Origin of the sequence: Streptacidiphilus anmyonensis (assembly GCF_000787855.1) — a bacterium.
Taxonomy (GTDB): domain Bacteria; phylum Actinomycetota; class Actinomycetes; order Streptomycetales; family Streptomycetaceae; genus Streptacidiphilus; species Streptacidiphilus anmyonensis.
Window position 1 is genome coordinate 1 of record NZ_BBPQ01000073.1, and the last position, 19,870, is coordinate 19,870.

The window sequence follows — 19,870 nt, forward strand, 5'->3', positions numbered from 1 at the left end:
GCGGTGGCCCGGGGCGGCCTCGGCGGCTGCCGCGGTACGGCGTCCCGGCGGGGGGGGTGCCGCCGGAGGCGGCGGCGAGGCCCCGAGCGGGGTGTCCGCACTTCGCCGGCGCGCCCGCCCGTCGCCGTGCGGCAGGAGGGGCCCGGCCTTCCGCGCGGAGCTTCGTGCGGGCCGGCTGGCGGGTTCGGGCGGGAGCGAGACGATAGGGGGGTGATTCCCGGGCGTCGGGGCGCGGTGGAGCGTGGTCCGGCGGAGGGAGGTGGCCGGATGGGAGCCGCGGACATGGCCGGGCCGGAGCCGGGGGCGTTCGGGGGCGACCCCTCGCTGGAGCCGGGCGGCCTGCTGGACGTGCTCGGCGTGGCGGCGGTCGTGCTGAGCGCCGAGGGGCGGATCGCCCTGTGGAGCCCGCAGGCCGAGGCCCTCTTCGGCTACTCGGCCGCCGAGGCCCTGGGGCGACCGGCCGCGCGCGTGCTGGTCGACGAGCAGCACGTTCCGTGGGTGCTGTCCTGGTTCGCCGGCATCATGTCCCGCGGCCGCGCCTGGGCGGGCGTCTTCCCGGTGCGCCACAAGGACGGCTCCACCCGGCTGACCGAGTTCCGCAACATGCGCCTGGAGGACGGGCAGGGACGCCACTACGCGCTGCTGCTGGCCACCGACCAGCCCACGCTGCGGCGTCTGGAACGCGATCTCGCGCTGTCGCTGCGCCTGGTCGAGCAGTCGCCGATCGGGCTCGCCGCGGTCGGCACCGACCTGCGGTACATCCTGGTCAACCCGGCGCTGGAGCGCATCAACGGGATCTCCGCGGCGGCGCAGCTGGGACGCACCGTCGGCGAGGCGCTGCCCTTCCTGGACACCCGGGGGATCGAAGCGGCGATGCGCACGGTGCTGGACACCGGGACCCCGCTGCTGAACCAGCTCACCGTGGGCCGGACGCCGGCGAAGCCCGCGAGCGAGCGCGCGTGGTCCGTGTCCTACTACCGGCTGGACGACCCCGGCGGACGGGTCGTCGGGGTCGCGTCCTCGATCGTCGACGTCACCGAGCAGCACCGCTCGGAGATCGCCGCGGCCGCGGCCCGCCGCCGGCTCACCGTGATCGCCGACGCCTCCGAGCGCATCGGCACCACCCTCGACCTCGACGTCACCGCCCGCGAGCTCGCCGACGTGCTGGTGCCCGAGTTCGCGGACTTCGCCGCCGTCGACGTCCTGGACTCGGTGCTCTCCGACAGCACCGCGCGGACCACCGACGGCAGCCCGGCCGTGTTCCGGGCCCTGGCGATCAAGACCGCCTACCGGACCCCGCTCGCGGAGGCCGCCGACCCGGTCGGCGAGATCGCCCGGTACGACGCCAGCCGACTGGTCACCCGCAGCGTCCGCAAGGGCCGGCCGCTGCTCGTCGCCCACGTCACCGACGCCGACCTGCCGCGGATCGCCCGCGACGAGGCCGCGGCCGAACTGCTCAAGCAGGCCAGGATCCACTCCTACATGGCCGTGCCGCTGCGCGCCCGCGGCCAGGTCCTCGGCGCGCTCGACATGATCCGAGCCCGCAACCCGCACCCCTTCACCGAGGACGACGTGCTGCTGGCGACCGATCTGGCCGCCCGCGCGGCGGTCTGCATCGACAATGCGCGCTGGTACCAGAGCCAGCGCCACGCCGCGCTGGCCCTGCAACGCCATCTGCTGCCCACCCGTCCTCCGCAGCCGCCCGGCCTGGAGGTCGCCTACCGCTACCAGCCGGCCGGCAGCGTCGTCGAGATCGGCGGGGACTGGTTCGACGTCATCGCCCTCGCAGGAGAGAAGACCGCCCTGGTCGTCGGCGACGTCATGGGCAGCGGCATCAACGCCGCCGCCACGATGGGCCAACTGCGCACCGCCGCACGTACCCTGGCCCGCCTCGACCTGGACCCGGCCACCGTGCTCACGCACCTCGACGGCATCGCCGGCGGCCTCGACGAGACCATCGCCACCTGCGTCTACGCCGTCTACGACCCGCACCGTCGCAGCTGCCGCATCGCCTCGGCCGGTCACCTGCCCCCGGTGCTCACGCGCCTCGGCCACGCCCCCCGCCTGCTCGACCTCCCCACCGGCGTCCCCCTCGGCGTCGGCGGCGCCTCCTTCGAGGACGTCCGGCTGGACCTGGGCGAGGGCGACGAGCTCCTGCTCTACACCGACGGCCTGGTCGAGACCCGCGACCACGCCATCGACACCCGGCTGCGGGCCCTCACCGACCTCCTCAACCGCGACCGCCCCTCTCTGGAGGACACCTGCGACCTGCTCCTGGACGCCCTCCACCACCACGACGGCACCGACGACGTCGCCCTCCTCCTCGCCCGCGCCCGCCCGTTGGGCGGCGCCTCCGGTGTCCGAACGGAATCCGGTATCTGAGAGGCGGGTGGATTCCGGGCGGCTGCGCGTGTTGTGCACGGGTTCCTCCCCTTAAGTCCGCATACCCTGGCGGCGTGGAGCTCTCCGATCGTGATCTCGCGTTCCTCGCCGACCACCAGGCCGCCGCCATGGTCACCGTCGCCCCCGACGGCATCCCGAAGACGGCCCGCGTGGGCGTCGCGCTGGTCGACGGACGGCTGTGGAGCAGTGGCACGCAGGACCGCGTCCGCACGGCGCGACTGCGCCAGGACCCGCGCTGCACGGTCTTCGTCTTCAGCGACTCGTACCGCTGGCTGACGCTGGAGACCACCGTGACCATCCTGGAGGGGCCCGACGTCCCGGACCTCAGCGTGCGGCTGTTCCGGGCCATGCAGGGCCGCCCCACCGGTCCGCTCAGCTGGTTCGGCGGCGAGCTCGACGAGGCGGCGTTCCGTCAGCAGATGGTGACCGAGGGCCGGTTGGTCTACGAGTTCACCGTGCACCGGAGCTACGGAACCGGGTGAAGCCGCGGTAGAGCGGCGTCTCCCGCCGCTGCGAGCCGCGCAGCCGCAGCGCCCAGCCGACCAGCGCGTGGCTCAGCATGTAGAGCCGGTGCTCCTCGCGGCCACCCGGCGACAGCCGGCCGACGACCCACTCGACGGGCGTCGCCCCGCCGTACCCGTCCCTCGGGCGGAACAGCAGGTCCGAGCGGCCGATCTCGGCCAGCACGTTGAGCGCGTAGGCGAACGGGTAGGGCCGGTTGATCCGGTCGTCGTCGGTCCGGTCCATGGCGGGGAAGCCGTCCACCCAGCGGTTCAGCAGCGGCTCGCCGATCAGGTCCATCCGCCCGGTGACCATCGCGGTCTGCACGAGGTAGGCGTAGGAGATGCCCCGCAGGAAGTAGTCGGCGCCGGGGTCGATGTGCTCCCACTGGCCGACGACGTCCTCGACGAAGGCGTCCAGGTCGGGGACCTGGTCCCGCAGCCGGCCCAGGTTGTGCAGCGCGATCAGGTAGTACAGGCCCATATGGGTCCGCTCGACCGGGGTGAGCGCGGCCATCAGCTCCCCGGCCTCGGCGAGCCGGTCCCGCCCGTGGACCAGGTACCGCTCGGGCCGGTCGGTCATGGCGACCGCGTTGAGCATGGTGAGCAGCGGGTAGACCCGGACGAAGGCGTCCGACATCGGCTGGGGGAACGCCGGGCGCAGGCCCGCCGCCTCGCCGCGGTCGAGATGGGAGAGGACCTCGCGCACCCGGTCCCGGCCGCCGTCGTCGGCGAGGAACCGCCCGTGGCCGATCAGGGAGACGACCGAGAGCAGCATGGAGCCGCCGCGGCCGCGGAAGAACGGCGCCGGGACCTGCTCCAGCAGGTCCAGCGCCTCGCGAACCCGGTTGCGCGGCCCGGAGACCAGCCGGTCCTGAAGACCGAGCTGACCGGTCGCCAGGAAGACGGCGGTGGACGCGGACAGTCGCTCGTAGTGGCCGTGGCGTCCCGCGTTCTCGTCCCTGGCGCGGTCCGGCTCGATCCGGTCCAGCACGTCCAGCATCTCGCCCGGGAGGTCCGTGCCGTCGTCGACCAGCAGCGAGCGGGGGAGGCCGAGCTTGGCGACGGCGTCCATCAGGACGCACCCGGCCATGAGCCGGAAGTAGGGGTTCTCCTCGGCGCGCAGCGCCGCGAGGACCGGGGCCAGCTCCTCGGGCGCCGCCCGGCGGTGCGGACCCCGGGAGGGGTGTACGGTCGCCAGCACGAAGTCCGCCAGCAGCGAGGAGAACCGGATGTAGGGGCTGCTTCCGGCGCCGTGGGCGTCGAGCAGCCGGAACGTGTGACGGATCCGCGCGGCGGCCTCGGGGTCGTAGGCGACGGGGTGCTGGCCGAGGCCGATGCCGCGCACCATGCGGCTCCACGGGGTGGCGATCACGCGGGTCTCGGTCGCCAGCTCGTGCAGGCCGCGCACCGGGACCCGGAAGGGGGCGGTGGTCATGGGTGGTCGACTCCTTCTCAGGCACGCAGGTGGGGGAGCGCGGGCACGGGGAGGCCGAGGAACTCGGTGCGGCGGCCGTCGAGCATCTCCAGCGCCCAGTTCAGCCACCTGACGCCCTCGCAGTAGATGGCGACCGGACGGCGCTGGCTCCGGTAGGTGTCCACCAGCGTGCCGTCGAGCTCCTTCTGGAAGTGGAACGGCGGCATGGCGGTGAAGTGCTGGCCCATCATGAAGACGAAGCGGACCAGCCAGTAGGGGTCGCGCTCCAGGAACGGCGACGCCGGGTCGTCGAGGCCGAGCGCGGCCGTCATCACGGGCGCGAAGTGGTCCTCCAAGCCCTGCGGCGCCTCGGGGCGCACCGCGCCGCCGTTCGCCACCACGTCCCGCACCCGGTAGGCGCGCTGGTACGGATTCCCCTCCAGGAACGCGATGTCGACGCGCGGGGTCCGGCCCGCGCCCGCGTCGACGGCCAGGGTGAACTGCTCGAAGTGGATCTCGTCGTAGTGGCCGAGGGAGTTGTGCCAGGGCTTGTTGTCGTACATCGCGTCGTCGCGGGTGTCCGCGCCCTCGGTCTTGAATCCGATCGCCCGCGGGTCCAGGAAGCGGATGCCCAGGGCCTCGGCGGTGACGGCCGCGAGGGCGGCGTCCACCTGCTCCCGGGGCGCGCCGGACTCGATCACGCGCTGGGCGCGCAGCAGCGGCCCGCTGTCGGTGATCTTGATGTTCTCGGTGTTGGTGTCGCCCATGACCAGCGAGTGGAAGCGCGGCTCCAGGACCCGCGCGTAGTCCGGGTTGTCACGGAACCGGCGCAGCAGCGCCCCCGAGTTGAGGTAGGAGACGCCGTTGACGAGGATCCGCTCGGTGTCCAGCAGGTGTGCGTCGAAGGTCCGCGGCGCGGTGCGGCGGCACAGGTCGAGCCGGTCCTCGATCTTCCGGAAGTAGGAGACGTCCAGCGTCCCGCCGGGCGCGGGCACCCGGCCGACGCTGTGCACCCGCTCGTCGAGCACCCGCACGACCTGCTCGTACAGCCGCGCCACCAGCGCCGGCGGCGGGGAGTGCCGCTCCACGAACCGGCTGACCTCCTCGCCGGCGACGTAGCTCATCTCGTACAGCACCTCGCGGTCCACCGCCTGTCCGTCGCGGCGCGCCTCGGGCGGGACAGGGATCTCCCGCTCCGAGACGGAGAAGACCTCGGGGAAGTATGGGCGCACCGAGGCCGGCAGCGCCTGAAGGTACTCGGCCTGCTTCCTCGCCTTCGCGAACGGCGGTAGCATCACGCCGACGCCCTGCGGGTTCCACCGCGCGGTGGTCAGCGCCTCGCTGAGGATCTTCCGCACGGTGACCCGCTCCTCGCCCCGCTTCCGCACGAAGACGGTCATGGACTCGCTGCCGCCCTTGCCGAAGCTGACGACCGACTCCTCGACGCCGATGTAGGCGTAGACGGTGCTGGAGAGCACGCGGCGACTGCGGGCGGCCTCCAGCACCCGTCCGTTCTCCCGGGTCAGCGTCAGCGCGCAGGCGCTCTCGAGCGCGTCCAGCGCGGGGTTGCGCCGCCTGCGCCAGATCTCGGCGGGCTCGCCGACGCGGACCAGGTGGGCGTGGTACGGGCCGGCGTCCAGATCGACCGCAGCCAACCGCGAACCCAGGGAGATCACCTGGCAGTTGCCGTTCAGGCGGATCCGCGCCCGGGTGTCGTGCGCGTCGTCGCCGTCGCCGTCGCCGTCGCCGTCGCCGTCGCCGTCGCCGTCGCCGAGGTCGAAGCCGAGGCCGCCGGACGGCCCGGAGCCGAGCACGGCGCGGGTGGTCTCTGCCAGGTCCCTGCGCGACTGCACCGGCACGCCGTCCGGGGAGACCAGCGGGATCTGCGGCTCGGTCAGGCCGCTCAGCATCCGCTCCAGCGGCTCCCGCCGCGGCCCGTCCACGAACAGCCCGATCACGGCGGCCAGCGGGGCCGCCCCGGAGACGGCGAGCGCCGCCAGCCAGCCGAGCGGGTCTCCGCCGGTCAGGTAGTGGTCGTTCTGCGCGAACAGCGCGGGCCGGTGCTGGAGCAGCGCCTCGAACACCAGGTACTGGTAGAGCATCCGCCGCCCCTGCGGCGGCAGCGCGTCCTCCTGGAGCCCGAGCTCTCGACGGAGCGCGTCGTGGATGCGCATCGCGGCCGGCTGCTCGACCTGGAGCAGCCGGATCCGGTCGGCCAGCGCCTCCTCGTCCAGTCCGGTCGGTGCGTCGAAGTGCACGACCAGCACCTCGGGGCGGGTGGTCCGCGCCGTTCGGTGTGCGGGGCGTCCCGCCCGGTCCAGCACCTCCAGTTCGAGCTCGGCCCGGCCGAGCAGCTCGGAGTCCGGGCCGGTCAGGCGTTTTTTCAGCCGCGCCCTGGCCACGAGCTCACCGCGGACGGTGTCCACGTGCTCACGGTGGCTCCAGGTGTGCTGGAGGAGTTCGAGGAGCCGGTAGAAGGCCGGCGTGCCGTTGCGGTCCGGGCGCAGCATCTGCACGGTGACGACCTGTTCGAGCGCGCGGCCGGTGTACTCCTCGGCGAACGCACCGCCTTCGGCGGCCTGGCGCAGCAGCCCGCGGACCAGGTCGAGGTCGGCGTCGCGCGTCGGCCCGTCGCGGGTGCCGTCGTCGTGGCTCTGCTCGTCGTGGGTGTAGAGGTGCTCCAGCCGGGCCAGGACCCGGCCGGTCGCGGTGACCGCGCCCAGCACCCGTTCGTCGTCCTCGCGGCGCCCGGTGTAGTGCGTGACCGGGACCTCGACGGCGTTGTCCCGGAGCAGCCGCACCGACTTGCCGCCCGGCCCCAACTCCAGGACCAGGTCCAGGCCCAGGCCGTCCAACGTCTCGCAGGTCTCCCGGGACGCCATCGCCTGGTCCGTCAGGGCCAGCACGCCCCGGCGCACGTCGGCGGCGGTGGTGAGCAGCGACATGTCGTGGTTGGACACCACCGGCACCCGGGGCTGCCGGAAGCGGATCCCCTGGGCGTCCAGGAACGCGTCCAGGGCCAGCCGGGCCGGCCGCATCCGCGCGGAGTGGGCCAGGAAGACCGTGGGATCCTTCAGTTCGCTCACCGTCACGCCGGGGAAGCCGGCGACGAAGCGGTCGAACCCGGCCCGGAAGCCCGCGCGGACGTACAGGTTGGCCTGGGTCGGCGCGTACGCCTTGTGCGGCTCCACATCGGCGAGCGGGAACCGGGCGGCCGTCGCGGACAGGACCGCCTCGAGCGCCTCGGCGTCCGGCGCGGTGAGGGCCAGCACGTGGCACGGCTCCGGGACCAGCGGGGTCCCGAGCACGGACGCGGGCAGGTGGCGGGCGAGGTCCTGGGCGAACGGCTCGTCGGTGTCGGCGCCCCCGGCGGCCAGCAGCATCAGCGGCGTGAAGGCGTGGGCGACGCGGACGCCGTCGGCGACGGTCAGCGCCCCGCCGGCCACGGCGGCGGTCAGTACGCCGAAGCTCTCGCCGGTGTACGCGACGACGTCGGCGGGCGTCGCGGACTCGGCGATCCGGTGCCTGAGCCAGGCCTCCAGGGCCAGGCTGTGCACCAACAGGGCGGCCCCGATGAAGCCCTGACGCTCCAGCGCGCCCCGTCGGGGGCCCGCGGCCGGCATGAGCAGCAGCTCGGGCCGCGCGGCGATGCCGAGGGCACGGGCCGCCTCCTGGTAGACGTCCGTGACCTCGGGGACGCCGCAGTCGAGGAGGGAGCGGTCGAGGTCCCGGTAGAAGGACCGGCTGCCGAGGCCCGGGAAGAACCCGGCGACGCGCGCCCGGTGCTTCGCGCCGAGGGCGTGGTCGGTCGGCGAGGTCGGCACGAAAAGGGATCGGGACACGTGAATCGCCCTCTCATGGTTGTCCTGCGGAGAAACGGAGAAAACGCCTGCCAAAATTCTCCGAAGTCACCGGCGGACTCTCAAGCGATCTTGGTACAGGGTTGCGTCATACCTGTTCAGGAGCGTGTCAGAATTTCTTTAGCCGAATGCCAGAGAAGCGTCAGAAAAACCTCGGAGCAACAAAAGAGCCGGGGCCGGAGAACTTTTCGTTCTCCGGCCCCGGCTCTTTTTTCGGGGAGTGGGACAGGTGGTCTTCTGTGGGTTTCTCCCTGGCTACGGGACCCCGGCCTCAGTGCGGTCCGGGTGCAGCGCCCCGTCGGACGCGGAGGCGGCCTGCGACGCGGCCGGAGCCCGGCCGAGGGAGCCGCCGGCGACGACGACCAGCCCGGCCAGGGCGAGCCCGGCGCCGACCCAGAGCGGGGCCACGTAGCCCTCGCCCGCGGCCAGGGCCAGGCCGCCGAGCCAGGCGCCCAGCGCGTTGCCGACGTTGAAGGCGGCGATGTTCGCGCCGGAGGCCATCGTGGGCGCGTCCGACGCGTACGTCATGGTGCGCACCTGGAGGCCGGGCGCGGAGGCGAGACCGACGGCACCCATGAGCAGCAGCGCGACGACGGTGGCGACCTTGTTGTGCGCGGTGAGCGCGAAGGCCGCCATGACCGCGGCCAGCAGCGCCATGATGCCGATCAGCGCGGCGTTCACGGACTTGTCCGCGGCCTTGCCCCCGACGAAGTTCCCGATGAAGGTCCCGACGCCGAACAGGATCAGCAGCCACGGCACGGTCGCGGTGGCGAAGCCGCTCACCTTGGTGAGGGTGAACGCGATGTAGGTGTAGCCGCCGATGACCCCGCCGAAGGCCAGGACGCTGAGCGTGACGGAGACCCAGACCTGTCCGCGCCGGAAGACGGCCAGTTCGCTGCGCAGGTCGGTCCGGGCGGACTCGGTGCCGCGCGGCACCAGCACCTGGATGCCGATCAGGGTGACGACGCCGATGACGGTGATGGCCCAGAAGGTGGAGCGCCAGCCGGCCTGTTGGCCGAGGAAGGTGCCGAGCGGCACGCCGAGCACGTTGGCCACGGTCAGGCCGCCGAACATCAGCGCGATGGCGCTGCCCTTCTTGTTCTCGGCGACCATGTCGGAGGCGACCACCGCTCCGACGCTGAAGAACGCGCCGTGGCAGAGCGCCGCCACGATCCTGCCGACGAGCAGGACGTCGTAGCTGCCGGCCACCGCCGAGACGAGGTTGCCGACGATGAACAGCGCCATGAGGCCGACCAGGACCTTCTTGCGGTCCAGACGGGAGACCGCGGCGGTCAGCAGCAGGGCGCCGATCGCGACGCTGAGCGCATAGCCCGAGATCAGGTAGCCGGCTACCGACTCGGAGACGTGGAAGTCGGCTGCCACCTCGGGCAGCAGACCCACGATCCCGAACTCGGTGAGGCCGATGCCGAAGCCTCCCAGCGCCAGGGCGATGAGCCCGATAGGCATGTCAAATCCCTCCGTTGCCATGGCACGTGGTGCGGGACCGCACCCCGTGAACCTCAACATATCGAAGCATCGCATAACGTCGATATGTTCTGTCAAGCGAACGCATCGCTTATCATCGATGGATCAGGGATCGGTGTCGTCCCGCACCGCCAGGAAGGCTCATGACCACACACGACTCGTCCACGACGAACGACCTCACGTCGTTGCTGGAGGCGCTCAAGGCGCTGGCCAACCCCGTGCGGTTGCAGGTCCTCCAGTGGCTGCGCGAACCGGAGCGGAACTTCCCCGTCGAGCCGGAGGTGACCGACCCACGGGCGGTCGGGGTCTGCGTCAGCCATATCCAGGCGAAGAGCGGCCTGGCCCAGTCCACCGTGTCCGCGTACATGGCCGTGCTGGAGCGCGCCGGACTGGTGCGCTCCACCCGGGTCGGCAAGTGGACCCACTACCGGCGCGACGAGGAGCGCATCGCCGCGCTGGTCGAGGAGTTGAGGAACGCCGTCGGCGGCGACGCCCGTCTGGCGGACGACCTGCTGTGACCGCCAGGCGGTGACCGTCACGCCGGCGCCGCCTCCTTCTCTGCCCGCGTCTCCGGCTCGGGCTCCGGCTCGAGCTCGGGCTCCGGCTCGGGCGGCGGCGCGCTGGTGCGCAGCCGCGGCATGATGCCGGGGGCGGCGAGGCCGGGCAGCAGCAGCCGCCACAGCGCGGAGACCCGTGCGGGCAGGTCCTGGCGGTTGCTGTAGACCTGCGACATCACCTGCAATCCGGTGAACGAGCCGACGACGGTCGAGGCGACCTCGCGCAGATCCATCCCGGGGAGCAGCTCGCCCTGCCGGTCCGCCTGCCGCAGCAGGTGTTCGATCACGGCGATCGCCTCGTCGTACGGGGCCCGCGCGGACTGCGCGAACGAGGACTGCTCGACGGCGAGGCGCACACTCGCCCGCAGCACGGTGTCCCGTTGCAGCCGCCGGGCGAACTCGAGCGACATGTCGATGACGGCCTGGAGCTTCACCGTGCGGACGGGCGGAACCAGCGCCTCGCTCTGCGCCTCCACCAGCGCCGCGGCGATGGACTCCTTCGAGGGGAAGTGGTGGTACAGCGCGCCCCGGGTCAACCCCGCCCGACTGAGGATCTCGTTGGTGCTGGCTGCGTCGTAGCCGCGCTCGCCGAACACCTCGGCGGCCGCCTCGATGATCGAGCGTCTTGATCGGATTCCGCGCTCTTGCTGGGCCATCCTCTAGTCCTAGCGGCTCGTGGTCGAAAGACCAAACAGACTTGCCTGTATGTTACCGCGCATCGCCGATCCGGAACCCCACCCCACGGACCGTCACGATCCAGCTGCCCGACCCGAGTTTGCTGCGCAGACTGCTGACGTGGGTGTCGATGGTGCGCCCCTGGTGCGACCATTCGTCGTCCCAGACCTGGCGCAGCAGCTGGCGGCGGGAGAGGGTCGTGCCGGGCTGCGAGGCCAGCAGGTGCAGCAGGTCGAACTCCTTCGGCGTCAGCGGGATCCGCCGGCCGCCCAGGGCGATCTCCCGGGCGCGGGCGTCGATGCGCAGCGCGCCGTGCGTGATGACCCGCGCCGCGGGCGGGGCCAGGGGGTGGGCCCGGCGCATCACCGCGTCGATCCGCGCCAGCAGTTCTCTGAGGCCGTAGGGCTTGACCACGTAGTCGTCCGATCCGGCCTGCAGGCCCAGCACGCGGTCGAGTTCGGTCCCGCGCGCGGTCACGATGATGATCGGGGTGTCGCCCTCGGCCCGGAGTCTGCGGCACACCTCCAGCCCGTCCAGGTCGGGCAGGTCCAGGTCCAGCAGGACCAGGTCGACGCCCGGGCGTTGCTGCAGGGCGAGGCCGCCGGTGTCCACGCTCGCGGCCGCGTGGCCGTGTCTGCGCAGCTCGTGCACCAGGCTCTCCGCGGCGGCCTGGTCGTTCTCCACGACCAGCACCCGAAGCCCCTGTGTGTCGGTCGGACGCCCGGTCTTCTCGGTAACGGTCTGCAAGTGGGTTGCCCCTCCCCGTGCGCCACTGCGAACTGTTGAGCGACCATGGGGGGACAGTACCAGGCAGTCTTGTCTGATTGTCAATGTGCTTCCAGAGCGCACAGATCCGGACATAGGGGCCCATGATCTCGCCGAAGCCCGGGGGGAGTTGATGTCACAAGGTCGCAATGTGGCAGCAATCCGGGCGCAAACGATGCATCTCTGTCGGATTCTTAACGCTGACCGCCAAGAAACATGCAGACCTGCCTGTATGTTGATCGTGTACGGGTTCACTGTCGGGGAGGGGCAGGAGTGTTCGGATGCTGAGTCTCGCGCAAGCTCGGGGGTACGACGTCACCGCGGCTTCGGCGCCGCCGTCGCTCACCGCGACCGTGCCCCGCGAGTACGTCCACCGCGCCTCCGTGGCCGAGGTGTTGCTCACGGGCTGGAGCGGCGCCGCGGACGGCGGGCGCGACCGCTTCGTCGTACGCGCGCAATGGCCCAGGAGACACGCGCTGTTCAGCCCGGTAGGCGGCGTGCATGACCCGATGCTGCTGGCCGAGTCCGTGCGCCAGGCCGGACTGCTGCTCTCGCACGCCGAGTACGGCGTGCCATTCGGCCATCAGTTCCTCATGTGGGACCTGTCGTTCGCGGCCACCCCCGCCGCGCTCACCGCCGGCCCGGCGCCGACGGACGTCGAACTGCACACCGTCTGCCACGACATCGTGCGCCGTGGCGGCAGCATCGCCTCGATGCGCTACGAGGTGACGGTGCTGCGCGCCGGGCGGCCCGTCGCCACCGGCGGCGCGCGGTTCAGCTGCACCAGCGGCGCCGTGCACCGGCGCATGCGCGCCGGGCGTCCCCGCACCACCGGACGCCCGCTGCCCCCGGCGGGGGACCCGGCGCTGGTGGGGCGCGCCGCCCCGCACGACGTGCTGCTCGCCGCCCGGCCGACCGGGACCGCCGGGACCGCCGAGCCGACCGGGACCGCCCGGGGGCGCTGGGAGCTGAGGGTCGACACCGAGCACCCGATCTTCTTCGACCATCCGGTCGACCACGTGCCCGGCATGCTGCTGCTCGAAGCCGCCCGGCAGGCCGCCCGTGTCGTCACCGGGCGGCCCGGAGCGCTGCTGCCGGCCGCCGAGACCGCGTTCCTGCGCTACGCCGAACTGGACGCCCCCTGCTGGCTGGAGGCCGAGGCGGAGCCCGGGACCGGGCGCGTGCGGGTCAGCGCCGTCCAGCACGGCGAGCAGGTCTTCCGTGCCGATCTGCTGCTCGGCCACCAGCACGACTGACGTGCCGCTTCGCTCACCGCTTCCCCCACCGCTTCCCCCACCGCTTCCCCCACCGCGAACCCGCCCGGACCTCCGATCCACTGATCCAGCGATCCAGCGATGCTCCGGGCCGACAGGAGACCACACCATGACGACCGTTCTGATCACCGGCGCGGCGGGCTTCCTCGGACGGCACGTCGTCGAGGAGGCCGCGCGGCAGGAGGCGGTCCTGAGACTCATGTCCCACCGTCGCCCGGCGGTCTCCACCGGGCCGGACTGCGCGGTGGTCTGCGCCGACCTGCGCGACCCGGAGTCGCTGCGCGGGGTGTGCGAGGGGATCGACGTCGTCATGCACTGCGCCTCCTACATCGGCGGCTCGGCACAGAACAACGAGGCCGTCAACGCCCAGGGGACCCGCAACCTCGTCGCCGAGGCGGGCCGGGCCGGGGTGTCCCGCCTCGTCTACGTCAGCACGGCGTCCGTCTACGGGCGCGGCGCGTTCCGAGGCGCGACCCCGGGGGAGCTGACCCGCAACCCGGCCTCGCCCACCTCCGCGTCCCGCGCCGCGGCCGAGGACGCCGTCCTCGCCGCCGGCGGCCTGGTGCTGCGACCGCACCTCGTCTACGGCGTGGGGGACGCGTGGGTGGTGCCGGGCGTGAGCCGGCTGCTGCGCGCCCTCCCCGGCACCGTCGAGGGATGGGCCGCCCGTCTCTCCCTGGTCTCCGTGCACGAGCTCGCCCGCCTCGTGGTCGCCGCCGGGCTCGCGCCCGCCGCCGACCTGACGACCGGGACCTACCACGCCTCCCATCCCGCCCCCGTCACCGCGACGACCCTGCTGCGGGCCGTCGCCGATTGCGCCGGGCTCCCGTGGCCGCAGTGCGACCTGACCGACTGCCAGGCCGACGGGATGCTGGCCGCGGACCCCCGGTCCCTGCACGCCCTCGACATGCTGCGCACCGACCACTGGTTCGACAGCGTCCCCCTCTGGCGCGACCTGCGCCTCACCCCCGGTCCGGGTTTCGAGGCCGCCTTCGCGCAGGCGGCCCCCTGGTACCGGTGCGCGCTGTCCGAGAGCTGAGGCGCGACCTCAGACGCATGACCTGAGACGCGCTACGTGCCGCTCACCTCGCGGGCGGGCGGCGGTGGGCCCAGGGGCAGGCGAGTTCGAGGGTGCGGGCCACCTGGAGCAGCAGGTCCTCGCGCCAGGGTGCGGCGACGAGCTGGACGCCGACCGGCAGGCCGGTGGCCTCGTCGTGGTGCAGGGGCAGCGAGACCGCCGGCTGGCCGGTCACGTTGAACACCGAGGTGAACACCCCCGTCGGGTAGCTGTTCCGCAGCGCCGCCAGGGGGTCCTCGTCGACGCCGGCCCGCCAGGCGCCGATGCGCGGAGGCAGGCAGGCGAGCGTCGGGGTGACCAGGAGGTCCAGTCCGGCGACGAAGCCCTCGACGATCCGACGCGACAGGTCCTGCGTCCGGCGCACCGCCTCGGCGTAGGCCCACGAGTCGATCGACCGGGCCGCGTCGCGCAGCAGACGGTTGTGGGGCTCGACGCGGTCCGGGTCCGCGAGCGGGACACCCGCGCCCCCGAGATTCCACAGCGTCGTGAACGCGGAGACCAACTCCTGCGTCGCAGGCAGCGGAAGCCGGTCGTCGACCACGTGGTGGCCGAGCGACTCCAACGCCGCGAGCGCCGCGTCCACGGCCGCCGCGCATGCGGGGTCCACGCTGATCCCCTCGATCGGGGAGTCGACGAGTGCGCCGACCCGCAGCCCCGTCGGCGGGTCGTCCCGCAGGACCGTGGCGAAGGACCTGCTCGGCGTCGGCGGCGACCACCAGGCGGCCGGATCGTGGCGGGCCAGCACGTCCAGGGCGGCGGCGGTGTCCGCGACCGTGCGGGTGACCACGCCGCTGGCGCCGAGGCCCTCCACCTGGACCACCCCGTTCGTGACCAGCCCGCGCGTGGGCTTGAGCCCGACGAGTCCGTTGCACGACGCCGGGATCCGGATCGACCCGCCGCCGTCCTCCGCGTGCGCGAGCGGCGCCATTCCGGCGGCGACAGCGGCCCCGGCCCCGCTCGACGAGCCGCCCGGGCTGCGGTCCGGATCCCACGGGTTGCGCGAGACGCCCAGGGCGTCGCTCTCCGTGAAGGGCAGGGTGCCGAACTCCGAGGTGGTGGTCTTGCCGAGCAGGACGAAGCCGGCGTCCAGGAACCGTCGGACCACCGGGTCCGACGCGGCGGCCGGGGCGCGTCCGGCACCGGCGGACCCGTGGGTGGTCGGCCATCCGGCCACGTCGACCAGGTCCTTGACCGGCAGCGGGACGCCGTGGAACGGCGGCAGGTCGTCGCGGGAGCCGGCCCGCGACACGGCGGCGGCCGCGGCCGCGGCGGCCCTGCGGACGGCGTCGTCGTCGCGGTGGCAGAACGCGTTCAGTCCGGGATCGAGGGCGTCCATGCGCTCCAGGTAGCAGTCCGCCACCTCGACCGGGCTCACCTCCTTCCTGCGTACGGCGGCGGCGAGCTCGACAGCCGAGGTGAACGGGTCCATCGGCGAGTCCATCACGTGAGTCCCTTCCGGTCCGGTGCGCCAGCGGAACGTGCGGCGGTTGCCAGCGTCGTCGTGGTCCGGGCGATCTGTCTTGGACGAATGTCGCCTTCGGACAGGTCGTACGCTGGTGGCATGCGATCGGTCCGCACGGCCCAATCGGTCCGCGACGCAGCGGCGTTGTGGGACATCGCCACCCCGTCGCGCCCCGGCCGGATCCCGGGGCTCGACATGGCGGGGTTCACCGCCCGCACCGCGGAGCCCCTCGATCTGGGCGTGGTCCCGTACCCCGCCGTCACGTTGGCGCTGGACCTCGGGGACGGGGTGCTCGCCGTCGACGACGGGGGCGGCCGACGGCAGCACGGCAGCGTCGCTGTCGGCCTCGACCCGGGCGGGGTCCGTGGGCGCGGCCGCGCGGTGGAGTGCCTGCAGGTCCGCCTGTCGCCGGTGGTCGCGCACGTGGTCCTGGGCGCGGCGGCGGCGGAGGCGGGCGGAACGGTGGTCCCCTTCGAAGACCTCTGGGGCCGCGAGGCCGCGCGCGTCCTGGAGCGGCTGCACGCCGGCTCCTGGGAGGACCGGTTCGCGATCGCCGAAGCGGCGGTCGTCCGACGGTACGCCGAGGGGCGCCCCGTCGATCCGGAGGTGGCCCACGTATGGCGGCGGACGGTCGCGCTGCGGGGAGCGGTCCGGATCGACGCGCTGGCCGCCGAGGTCGGCTGGAGCCGCAAGCGCCTGTGGTCGCGCTTCCGCTGCCAGATCGGCCTCACCCCCAAGCGCGCGGCCCAGCTCGTGCGCTTCGACCACGTGGCCCACCGGCTGGCCGCCGGACACAGCGCCGCGCTGGTCGCGGCGGAGAGCGGCTACGCCGACCAGTCCCACCTCCACCGCGACGTGGTGGCCTTCACCGGGGTGACGCCCACGGCGGTCGCCGTCGCGCCCTGGCTCGCGGTCGACGACGTCGCCTGGGCCGCGCCGGGCTACCTGGGCGCCGAATGACCAGCCGTCAGGCCGGGGAGCAGGGAGCAGCGGGCGGGGGACGCGGACGGGGGAACATTCGTCCAAGACCGCAGACGCCCGCGCCGCCGACACTGCGGGCATGGCTACGACACCGACCGACGACCAGAGGACCTCTCCGCTCCCGGAGCAGCTCCCAGGTCCGCCCCCGCGGCGGCTCCCGGGCCGTGACGGGCCCCGCTACGGGGTCGACGCCCCGGCCTTCGCGGCCGCGCTCGGCGCGGCAGGCGCCGCCTGCTGCCTGAGCGCGCGGCGGTTGCGGCAAGGACGCAAGGCGGCGGCCGCGGCGGGCACGGTGCTGCTCGCCGGCACCGGCGTCTACCTGCACACCACCCTCCGCGGCAAGCTGGCTGTCTGGGAGGAGGAACTCGAACGGGCCGGGCTGGGCGGCGACGAGCGGCTGCTGGACCTGGGCTGCGGCCGCGGCGCGGTGCTGATCCAGGCGGCCGCCCACCTGCCGTCCGGCCGCGCCGTCGGCGTGGACCTGTGGTCCGGATCGGACCAGAGCGGCAACCGCCCCGAGGCCACTCTCGCCAACGCGGCTGCGGCCGGAGTCCTCGACCGCGTGGAGGTCCGCACCGCCGACATGACGGCCCTGCCGTTCGCGGACGGCTCCTTCGACGTGGTGACCAGTGCGCTGGCCATCCACAACATCCCCTCGCGCGAGCGGCGCCGACGTGCGCTGGACGAGGCCATGCGCGTGCTGCGCCCGGGCGGGCGGCTGCTCGTCGCCGACTTCCGGCCCATGGCCAGGCAGTACGTGGCCCACCTCGGGCAGGGCACGCTGCGTGATCTCGGCCCCCGGTACTGGTACAGCGGGCCGTGGTTGGGCGTCACCATGCTGCACGCCGTCAAGGAGCCGGGCTGACACCGGGCCGGCGGCCGCGACGGGGGTGCGGCCGCCGGCCCGGGTGGCCTCCCTGATTTGCCCGGCCCCGCCCGCCCGGAGACGATGGGCCTGCCTGGAGGAGGCGGGAATGACCGTGCAGCCGACGAAGTGGAATCCGCAGGTCGGGCGATGGGAGACCGCACTGCGCGGGCGGGCCCTGCTCACCGACCCGCGGCTGAACAAGGGCACCGCGTTCGCGCGGGACGAGAGGGACGCCCTCGGCCTGGTCGGCCTCATCCCGCCGACCGTGCTGACGATCGACCAGCAGAGCTCCCGGGCCTACCGGCAGTACCTCGCGCAGCCCGACGACCTGGCCAAGCACCTGAACCTGGCCGCACTGCACGACCGCAACGAGGTGCTGTTCTACCGGCTCGTCAGCGAGCACCTCGAGGAGATGCTGCCCATCGTCTACACGCCGACCATCGGCACCGCCATCGAGCAGTACAGCCACGACTACCGGCGCCCGCGCGGCCTGTTCCTCTCCGTGGACGCGCCGCAGGACGTCGAGCGGTCCCTGCGGGCGAGCGGCCTCGGGCCGGACGACGTCGACCTGATCGTCGCGACGGACGGGGAGGCGATCCTCGGCATCGGCGACTGGGGCGTCGGCGGCATCAGCATCTCGGTGGGCAAGCTCGCCGTCTACACCGCGGCGGCCGGAATCGACCCGGCCCGCACCCTCGCCGTCGTCCTGGACGTCGGCACCAACCGCGAGCAGCTTCTCGACGACCCGCTCTACCTGGGCAACCGGCACCCCAGAGTCGACACCGAGACCTACGACGCCTTCCTGCACTCCTACGTGGAGACCGCGTCGCGACTCTTCCCCCACGCCCTGCTGCACTGGGAGGACTTCGGCACCAGCAACGCCCGCCGGATCCTGGAGCGCTACCGTGACACCCATCTCACCTTCAACGACGACGTCCAGGGCACCGGAGCGGTCAACCTGGCCGCTGTCCTGTCCGGCGTGAAGGCCAGCGGCACCCCGCTGCGCGAGCACCGCGCCGTCGTGTTCGGAGCCGGCACCGCCGGCGTCGGCGTCGCGGACCAGCTCCGCGACGCCCTGGTGGCCGAGGGCGTCGGCCGCGAGGAGGCCGCCCGCCGGATCTGGTGCGTCGACCGCTACGGCCTGCTCACCGACGACATGGACGACCTGCGCGACTTCCAGCGCCCCTACGCCCGTCCCGCGGCGGAGGTCGCCGACTGGGCCCGCGGCGCGGGCTCGGCGGGCATCACCCTGGCCGAGGTGGTGCGCCGCTCCCGCCCGACCATCCTCGTCGGTACCTCCGGCCAGGGCGGTTCCTTCACCGAGGCCGTCGTCCGCGACATGGCGGCGCACGTCGCGCGCCCCATCATCCTGCCGATGTCCAACCCGACGCGGCTGGCCGAGGCGACCCCGGGCGACCTGCTCGCCTGGACCGACGGCCGTGCGCTGGTGGCCACCGGCAGCCCGTTCGGCCCGGTCGAGCACGCGGGCGTGACCTACGAGATCGGGCAGGCCAACAACGCGCTGGTCTTCCCCGGCCTCGGCCTCGGCGCGATCGTGGCCCAGGCCACCCGCATCACCGACGGCATGCTGAGCGCGGCCGCCCGCGCCGTGGCCGGCCAGGTCGACTCGAGCACCCCGGGCTCCCCGATCCTGCCGCTGACGCGCCACCTCCGCGAGACCTCCGTCGCGGTCGCCACCGCCGTCGCCCGCGCCGCCGCCACCGACGGCGTCGCCCGCAGCGCCATCGGCGACGACATCGAACCGCGCATCCGCGCCGCCATGTGGCAACCGGACTACCCCCCGGTCACCGCCGTCTGACCCACTGTCGGATGCCCGACACCTACGGGCGGCCCCGTACCCAGGGGCCGGGGCCGGTGTGGGAGGCCCAGGAGGCGAGTTCGCGGGCGCCGAAGAGGGCGATGTCGGCCTGGTGGGCGTAGTCGACGGCGGCGCGGGTGAAGCCCGAGGTGGTGACGACCGCGGCGAGGTGGGCGCGGTGGACGACCTGGTAGGTGCCGCCGACCCGCTGGACCTCGGGGGAGCCCACACGGTGCGTCGGCGCGTAGCGCTTGGCCTGGATGACGAGGCGTCGCCCGTCGGGCGTCGTCGCGAGGACGTCCGCGCCGAGGTCGCCCGCGCCGCCCACGACCCGCACCGAGGTGCAGCCGTCGCGTCGGCAGAGCGCGGCCAGCGCCTGCTCGAACTGGGACGGGGTCATCCGCTGGAAGTCCGTCAGCGCGCGGACCTGCACCGGGGCGAACCGCGTCGACGCGCCGCGCGCCGAGCGGACGGTGGCGACGCCCCACACGCCCAGCCGCAGCATGCCGATGCCGAGGATGACGAACACCTGAAGCATCGCGACGGTGACCACGCCCACGACGTAGAACAGGCCGTCGATGCCGCGCGGCACCCGCCGCAGCCGGAAGGGCCGCGTCGCCCGTCGGAGCGACCGCCTCAGGGCGCGGTGACCGATGCGACGGACCGGATGCCCCATGGGATGCCCCCTCGTCACGAGGCTTTCACGGTCTCACAGGGCGGGCCGAG

15 protein-coding genes are annotated in these 19,870 nt (G+C 73.4%); 8 read left to right on the plus strand and 7 right to left on the minus strand.

Going from position 1 to position 19,870, the window contains the following annotated elements:
• Positions 1-267: 267 nt before the first annotated feature.
• Together TR50_RS35700 and TR50_RS43275 are read left to right on the plus strand one after the other, a co-directional pair.
• On the plus strand, positions 268-2,382 hold the full coding sequence (locus TR50_RS35700; RefSeq protein WP_042432092.1) for a SpoIIE family protein phosphatase: 2,115 nt from the start codon (positions 268-270) through the stop codon (positions 2,380-2,382).
• A 74-nt stretch (positions 2,383-2,456) separates the two neighbouring features.
• Positions 2,457-2,885, plus strand: coding sequence for a pyridoxamine 5'-phosphate oxidase family protein (locus TR50_RS43275; protein ID WP_052441727.1), 429 nt, complete (start codon positions 2,457-2,459; stop codon positions 2,883-2,885).
• Here TR50_RS43275 and TR50_RS35710 read toward each other — a convergent pair.
• From TR50_RS35710 to TR50_RS35720, 3 genes are all read right to left on the minus strand, one after another.
• Positions 2,854-4,341, minus strand: a complete 1,488-nt coding sequence (locus TR50_RS35710; protein WP_042432095.1) for a hypothetical protein — start codon at positions 4,339-4,341, stop codon at positions 2,854-2,856. The genes TR50_RS43275 and TR50_RS35710 overlap by 32 nt on opposite strands.
• 17 nt (positions 4,342-4,358) lie before the next feature.
• A complete protein-coding gene (locus tag TR50_RS35715; RefSeq protein ID WP_201776920.1) occupies positions 4,359-8,162 on the minus strand; it encodes an ACP S-malonyltransferase in 3,804 nt (1,267 codons plus the stop codon).
• 273 nt (positions 8,163-8,435) lie between these two features.
• Positions 8,436-9,647, minus strand: a complete 1,212-nt coding sequence (locus TR50_RS35720) for an MFS transporter (protein WP_042432100.1) — start codon at positions 9,645-9,647, stop codon at positions 8,436-8,438.
• Between the two features lie 161 nt (positions 9,648-9,808).
• Here TR50_RS35720 and TR50_RS35725 point away from each other — a divergent pair, with 161 nt between their 5' ends.
• Positions 9,809-10,183 (plus strand): ArsR/SmtB family transcription factor, encoded by a 375-nt coding sequence (locus tag TR50_RS35725; protein WP_042432103.1) that lies wholly within the window; start codon positions 9,809-9,811, stop codon positions 10,181-10,183.
• 17 nt (positions 10,184-10,200) lie between these two features.
• Here TR50_RS35725 and TR50_RS35730 read toward each other — a convergent pair whose 3' ends face one another.
• Positions 10,201-10,878: a ScbR family autoregulator-binding transcription factor gene (locus TR50_RS35730; protein ID WP_042432106.1), complete on the minus strand. Its 678-nt coding sequence runs from the start codon at positions 10,876-10,878 to the stop codon at positions 10,201-10,203.
• A 52-nt stretch (positions 10,879-10,930) separates the two neighbouring features.
• Entirely contained in the window at positions 10,931-11,644 is a 714-nt protein-coding gene (locus tag TR50_RS35735) for a response regulator transcription factor (protein WP_236654732.1), read from the minus strand.
• Positions 11,645-11,943: 299 nt separating this feature from the next.
• Here TR50_RS35735 and TR50_RS35740 point away from each other — a divergent pair, with 299 nt between their 5' ends.
• Both TR50_RS35740 and TR50_RS35745 read left to right on the plus strand, forming a co-directional pair.
• Positions 11,944-12,918, plus strand: a complete 975-nt coding sequence (locus TR50_RS35740; RefSeq protein WP_042432109.1) for a ScbA/BarX family gamma-butyrolactone biosynthesis protein — start codon at positions 11,944-11,946, stop codon at positions 12,916-12,918.
• Positions 12,919-13,045: 127 nt separating this feature from the next.
• A complete protein-coding gene (locus tag TR50_RS35745; protein WP_042432111.1) occupies positions 13,046-13,975 on the plus strand; it encodes an NAD-dependent epimerase/dehydratase family protein in 930 nt (309 codons plus the stop codon).
• A 43-nt stretch (positions 13,976-14,018) separates the two neighbouring features.
• Here TR50_RS35745 and TR50_RS35750 read toward each other — a convergent pair whose 3' ends face one another.
• Positions 14,019-15,455 (minus strand): amidase, encoded by a 1,437-nt coding sequence (locus TR50_RS35750; RefSeq protein WP_084701561.1) that lies wholly within the window; start codon positions 15,453-15,455, stop codon positions 14,019-14,021.
• A gap of 120 nt (positions 15,456-15,575) precedes the next feature.
• Between TR50_RS35750 and TR50_RS35755 the strand changes: the two genes are divergently transcribed.
• The 3 genes from TR50_RS35755 (at position 15,576) to TR50_RS35765 (ending at position 19,144) form a co-directional block, all read left to right on the plus strand.
• Positions 15,576-16,436 (plus strand): helix-turn-helix domain-containing protein, encoded by an 861-nt coding sequence (locus TR50_RS35755; protein ID WP_042432114.1) that lies wholly within the window; start codon positions 15,576-15,578, stop codon positions 16,434-16,436.
• A gap of 100 nt (positions 16,437-16,536) precedes the next feature.
• Positions 16,537-17,322, plus strand: a complete 786-nt coding sequence (locus tag TR50_RS35760; RefSeq protein WP_084701563.1) for a class I SAM-dependent methyltransferase — start codon at positions 16,537-16,539, stop codon at positions 17,320-17,322.
• A 109-nt stretch (positions 17,323-17,431) separates the two neighbouring features.
• Complete coding sequence (locus tag TR50_RS35765; protein WP_042432116.1) at positions 17,432-19,144, plus strand: NAD-dependent malic enzyme; 1,713 nt, start codon at positions 17,432-17,434, stop codon at positions 19,142-19,144.
• Between the two features lie 22 nt (positions 19,145-19,166).
• Here the strand turns inward: TR50_RS35765 and TR50_RS35770 are convergent, their stop codons facing one another.
• Positions 19,167-19,820: a restriction endonuclease gene (locus tag TR50_RS35770; protein ID WP_052441728.1), complete on the minus strand. Its 654-nt coding sequence runs from the start codon at positions 19,818-19,820 to the stop codon at positions 19,167-19,169.
• Between the last annotated feature and the right edge of the window lie 50 nt (positions 19,821-19,870).

Bases quoted from the DNA above. Each gene is read 5' to 3' on its own strand.
- TR50_RS35710 (WP_042432095.1), bottom strand. From the start codon at position 4,341: ATGACCACCGCCCCCTTCCGGGTCCCGGTGCGCGGCCTGCACGAGCTG.
- TR50_RS35760 (WP_084701563.1), top strand. From the start codon at position 16,537: ATGGCTACGACACCGACCGACGACCAGAGGACCTCTCCGCTCCCGGAG.
- TR50_RS35700 (WP_042432092.1), top strand. From the start codon at position 268: ATGGGAGCCGCGGACATGGCCGGGCCGGAGCCGGGGGCGTTCGGGGGC.
- TR50_RS35720 (WP_042432100.1), bottom strand. From the start codon at position 9,647: ATGCCTATCGGGCTCATCGCCCTGGCGCTGGGAGGCTTCGGCATCGGC.
- TR50_RS35725 (WP_042432103.1), top strand. From the start codon at position 9,809: ATGACCACACACGACTCGTCCACGACGAACGACCTCACGTCGTTGCTG.
- TR50_RS35740 (WP_042432109.1), top strand. From the start codon at position 11,944: ATGCTGAGTCTCGCGCAAGCTCGGGGGTACGACGTCACCGCGGCTTCG.
- TR50_RS35750 (WP_084701561.1), bottom strand. From the start codon at position 15,455: ATGGACTCGCCGATGGACCCGTTCACCTCGGCTGTCGAGCTCGCCGCC.
- TR50_RS35745 (WP_042432111.1), top strand. From the start codon at position 13,046: ATGACGACCGTTCTGATCACCGGCGCGGCGGGCTTCCTCGGACGGCAC.
- TR50_RS35755 (WP_042432114.1), top strand. From the start codon at position 15,576: ATGCGATCGGTCCGCACGGCCCAATCGGTCCGCGACGCAGCGGCGTTG.
- TR50_RS35765 (WP_042432116.1), top strand. From the start codon at position 17,432: ATGACCGTGCAGCCGACGAAGTGGAATCCGCAGGTCGGGCGATGGGAG.
- TR50_RS35730 (WP_042432106.1), bottom strand. From the start codon at position 10,878: ATGGCCCAGCAAGAGCGCGGAATCCGATCAAGACGCTCGATCATCGAG.
- TR50_RS35770 (WP_052441728.1), bottom strand. From the start codon at position 19,820: ATGGGGCATCCGGTCCGTCGCATCGGTCACCGCGCCCTGAGGCGGTCG.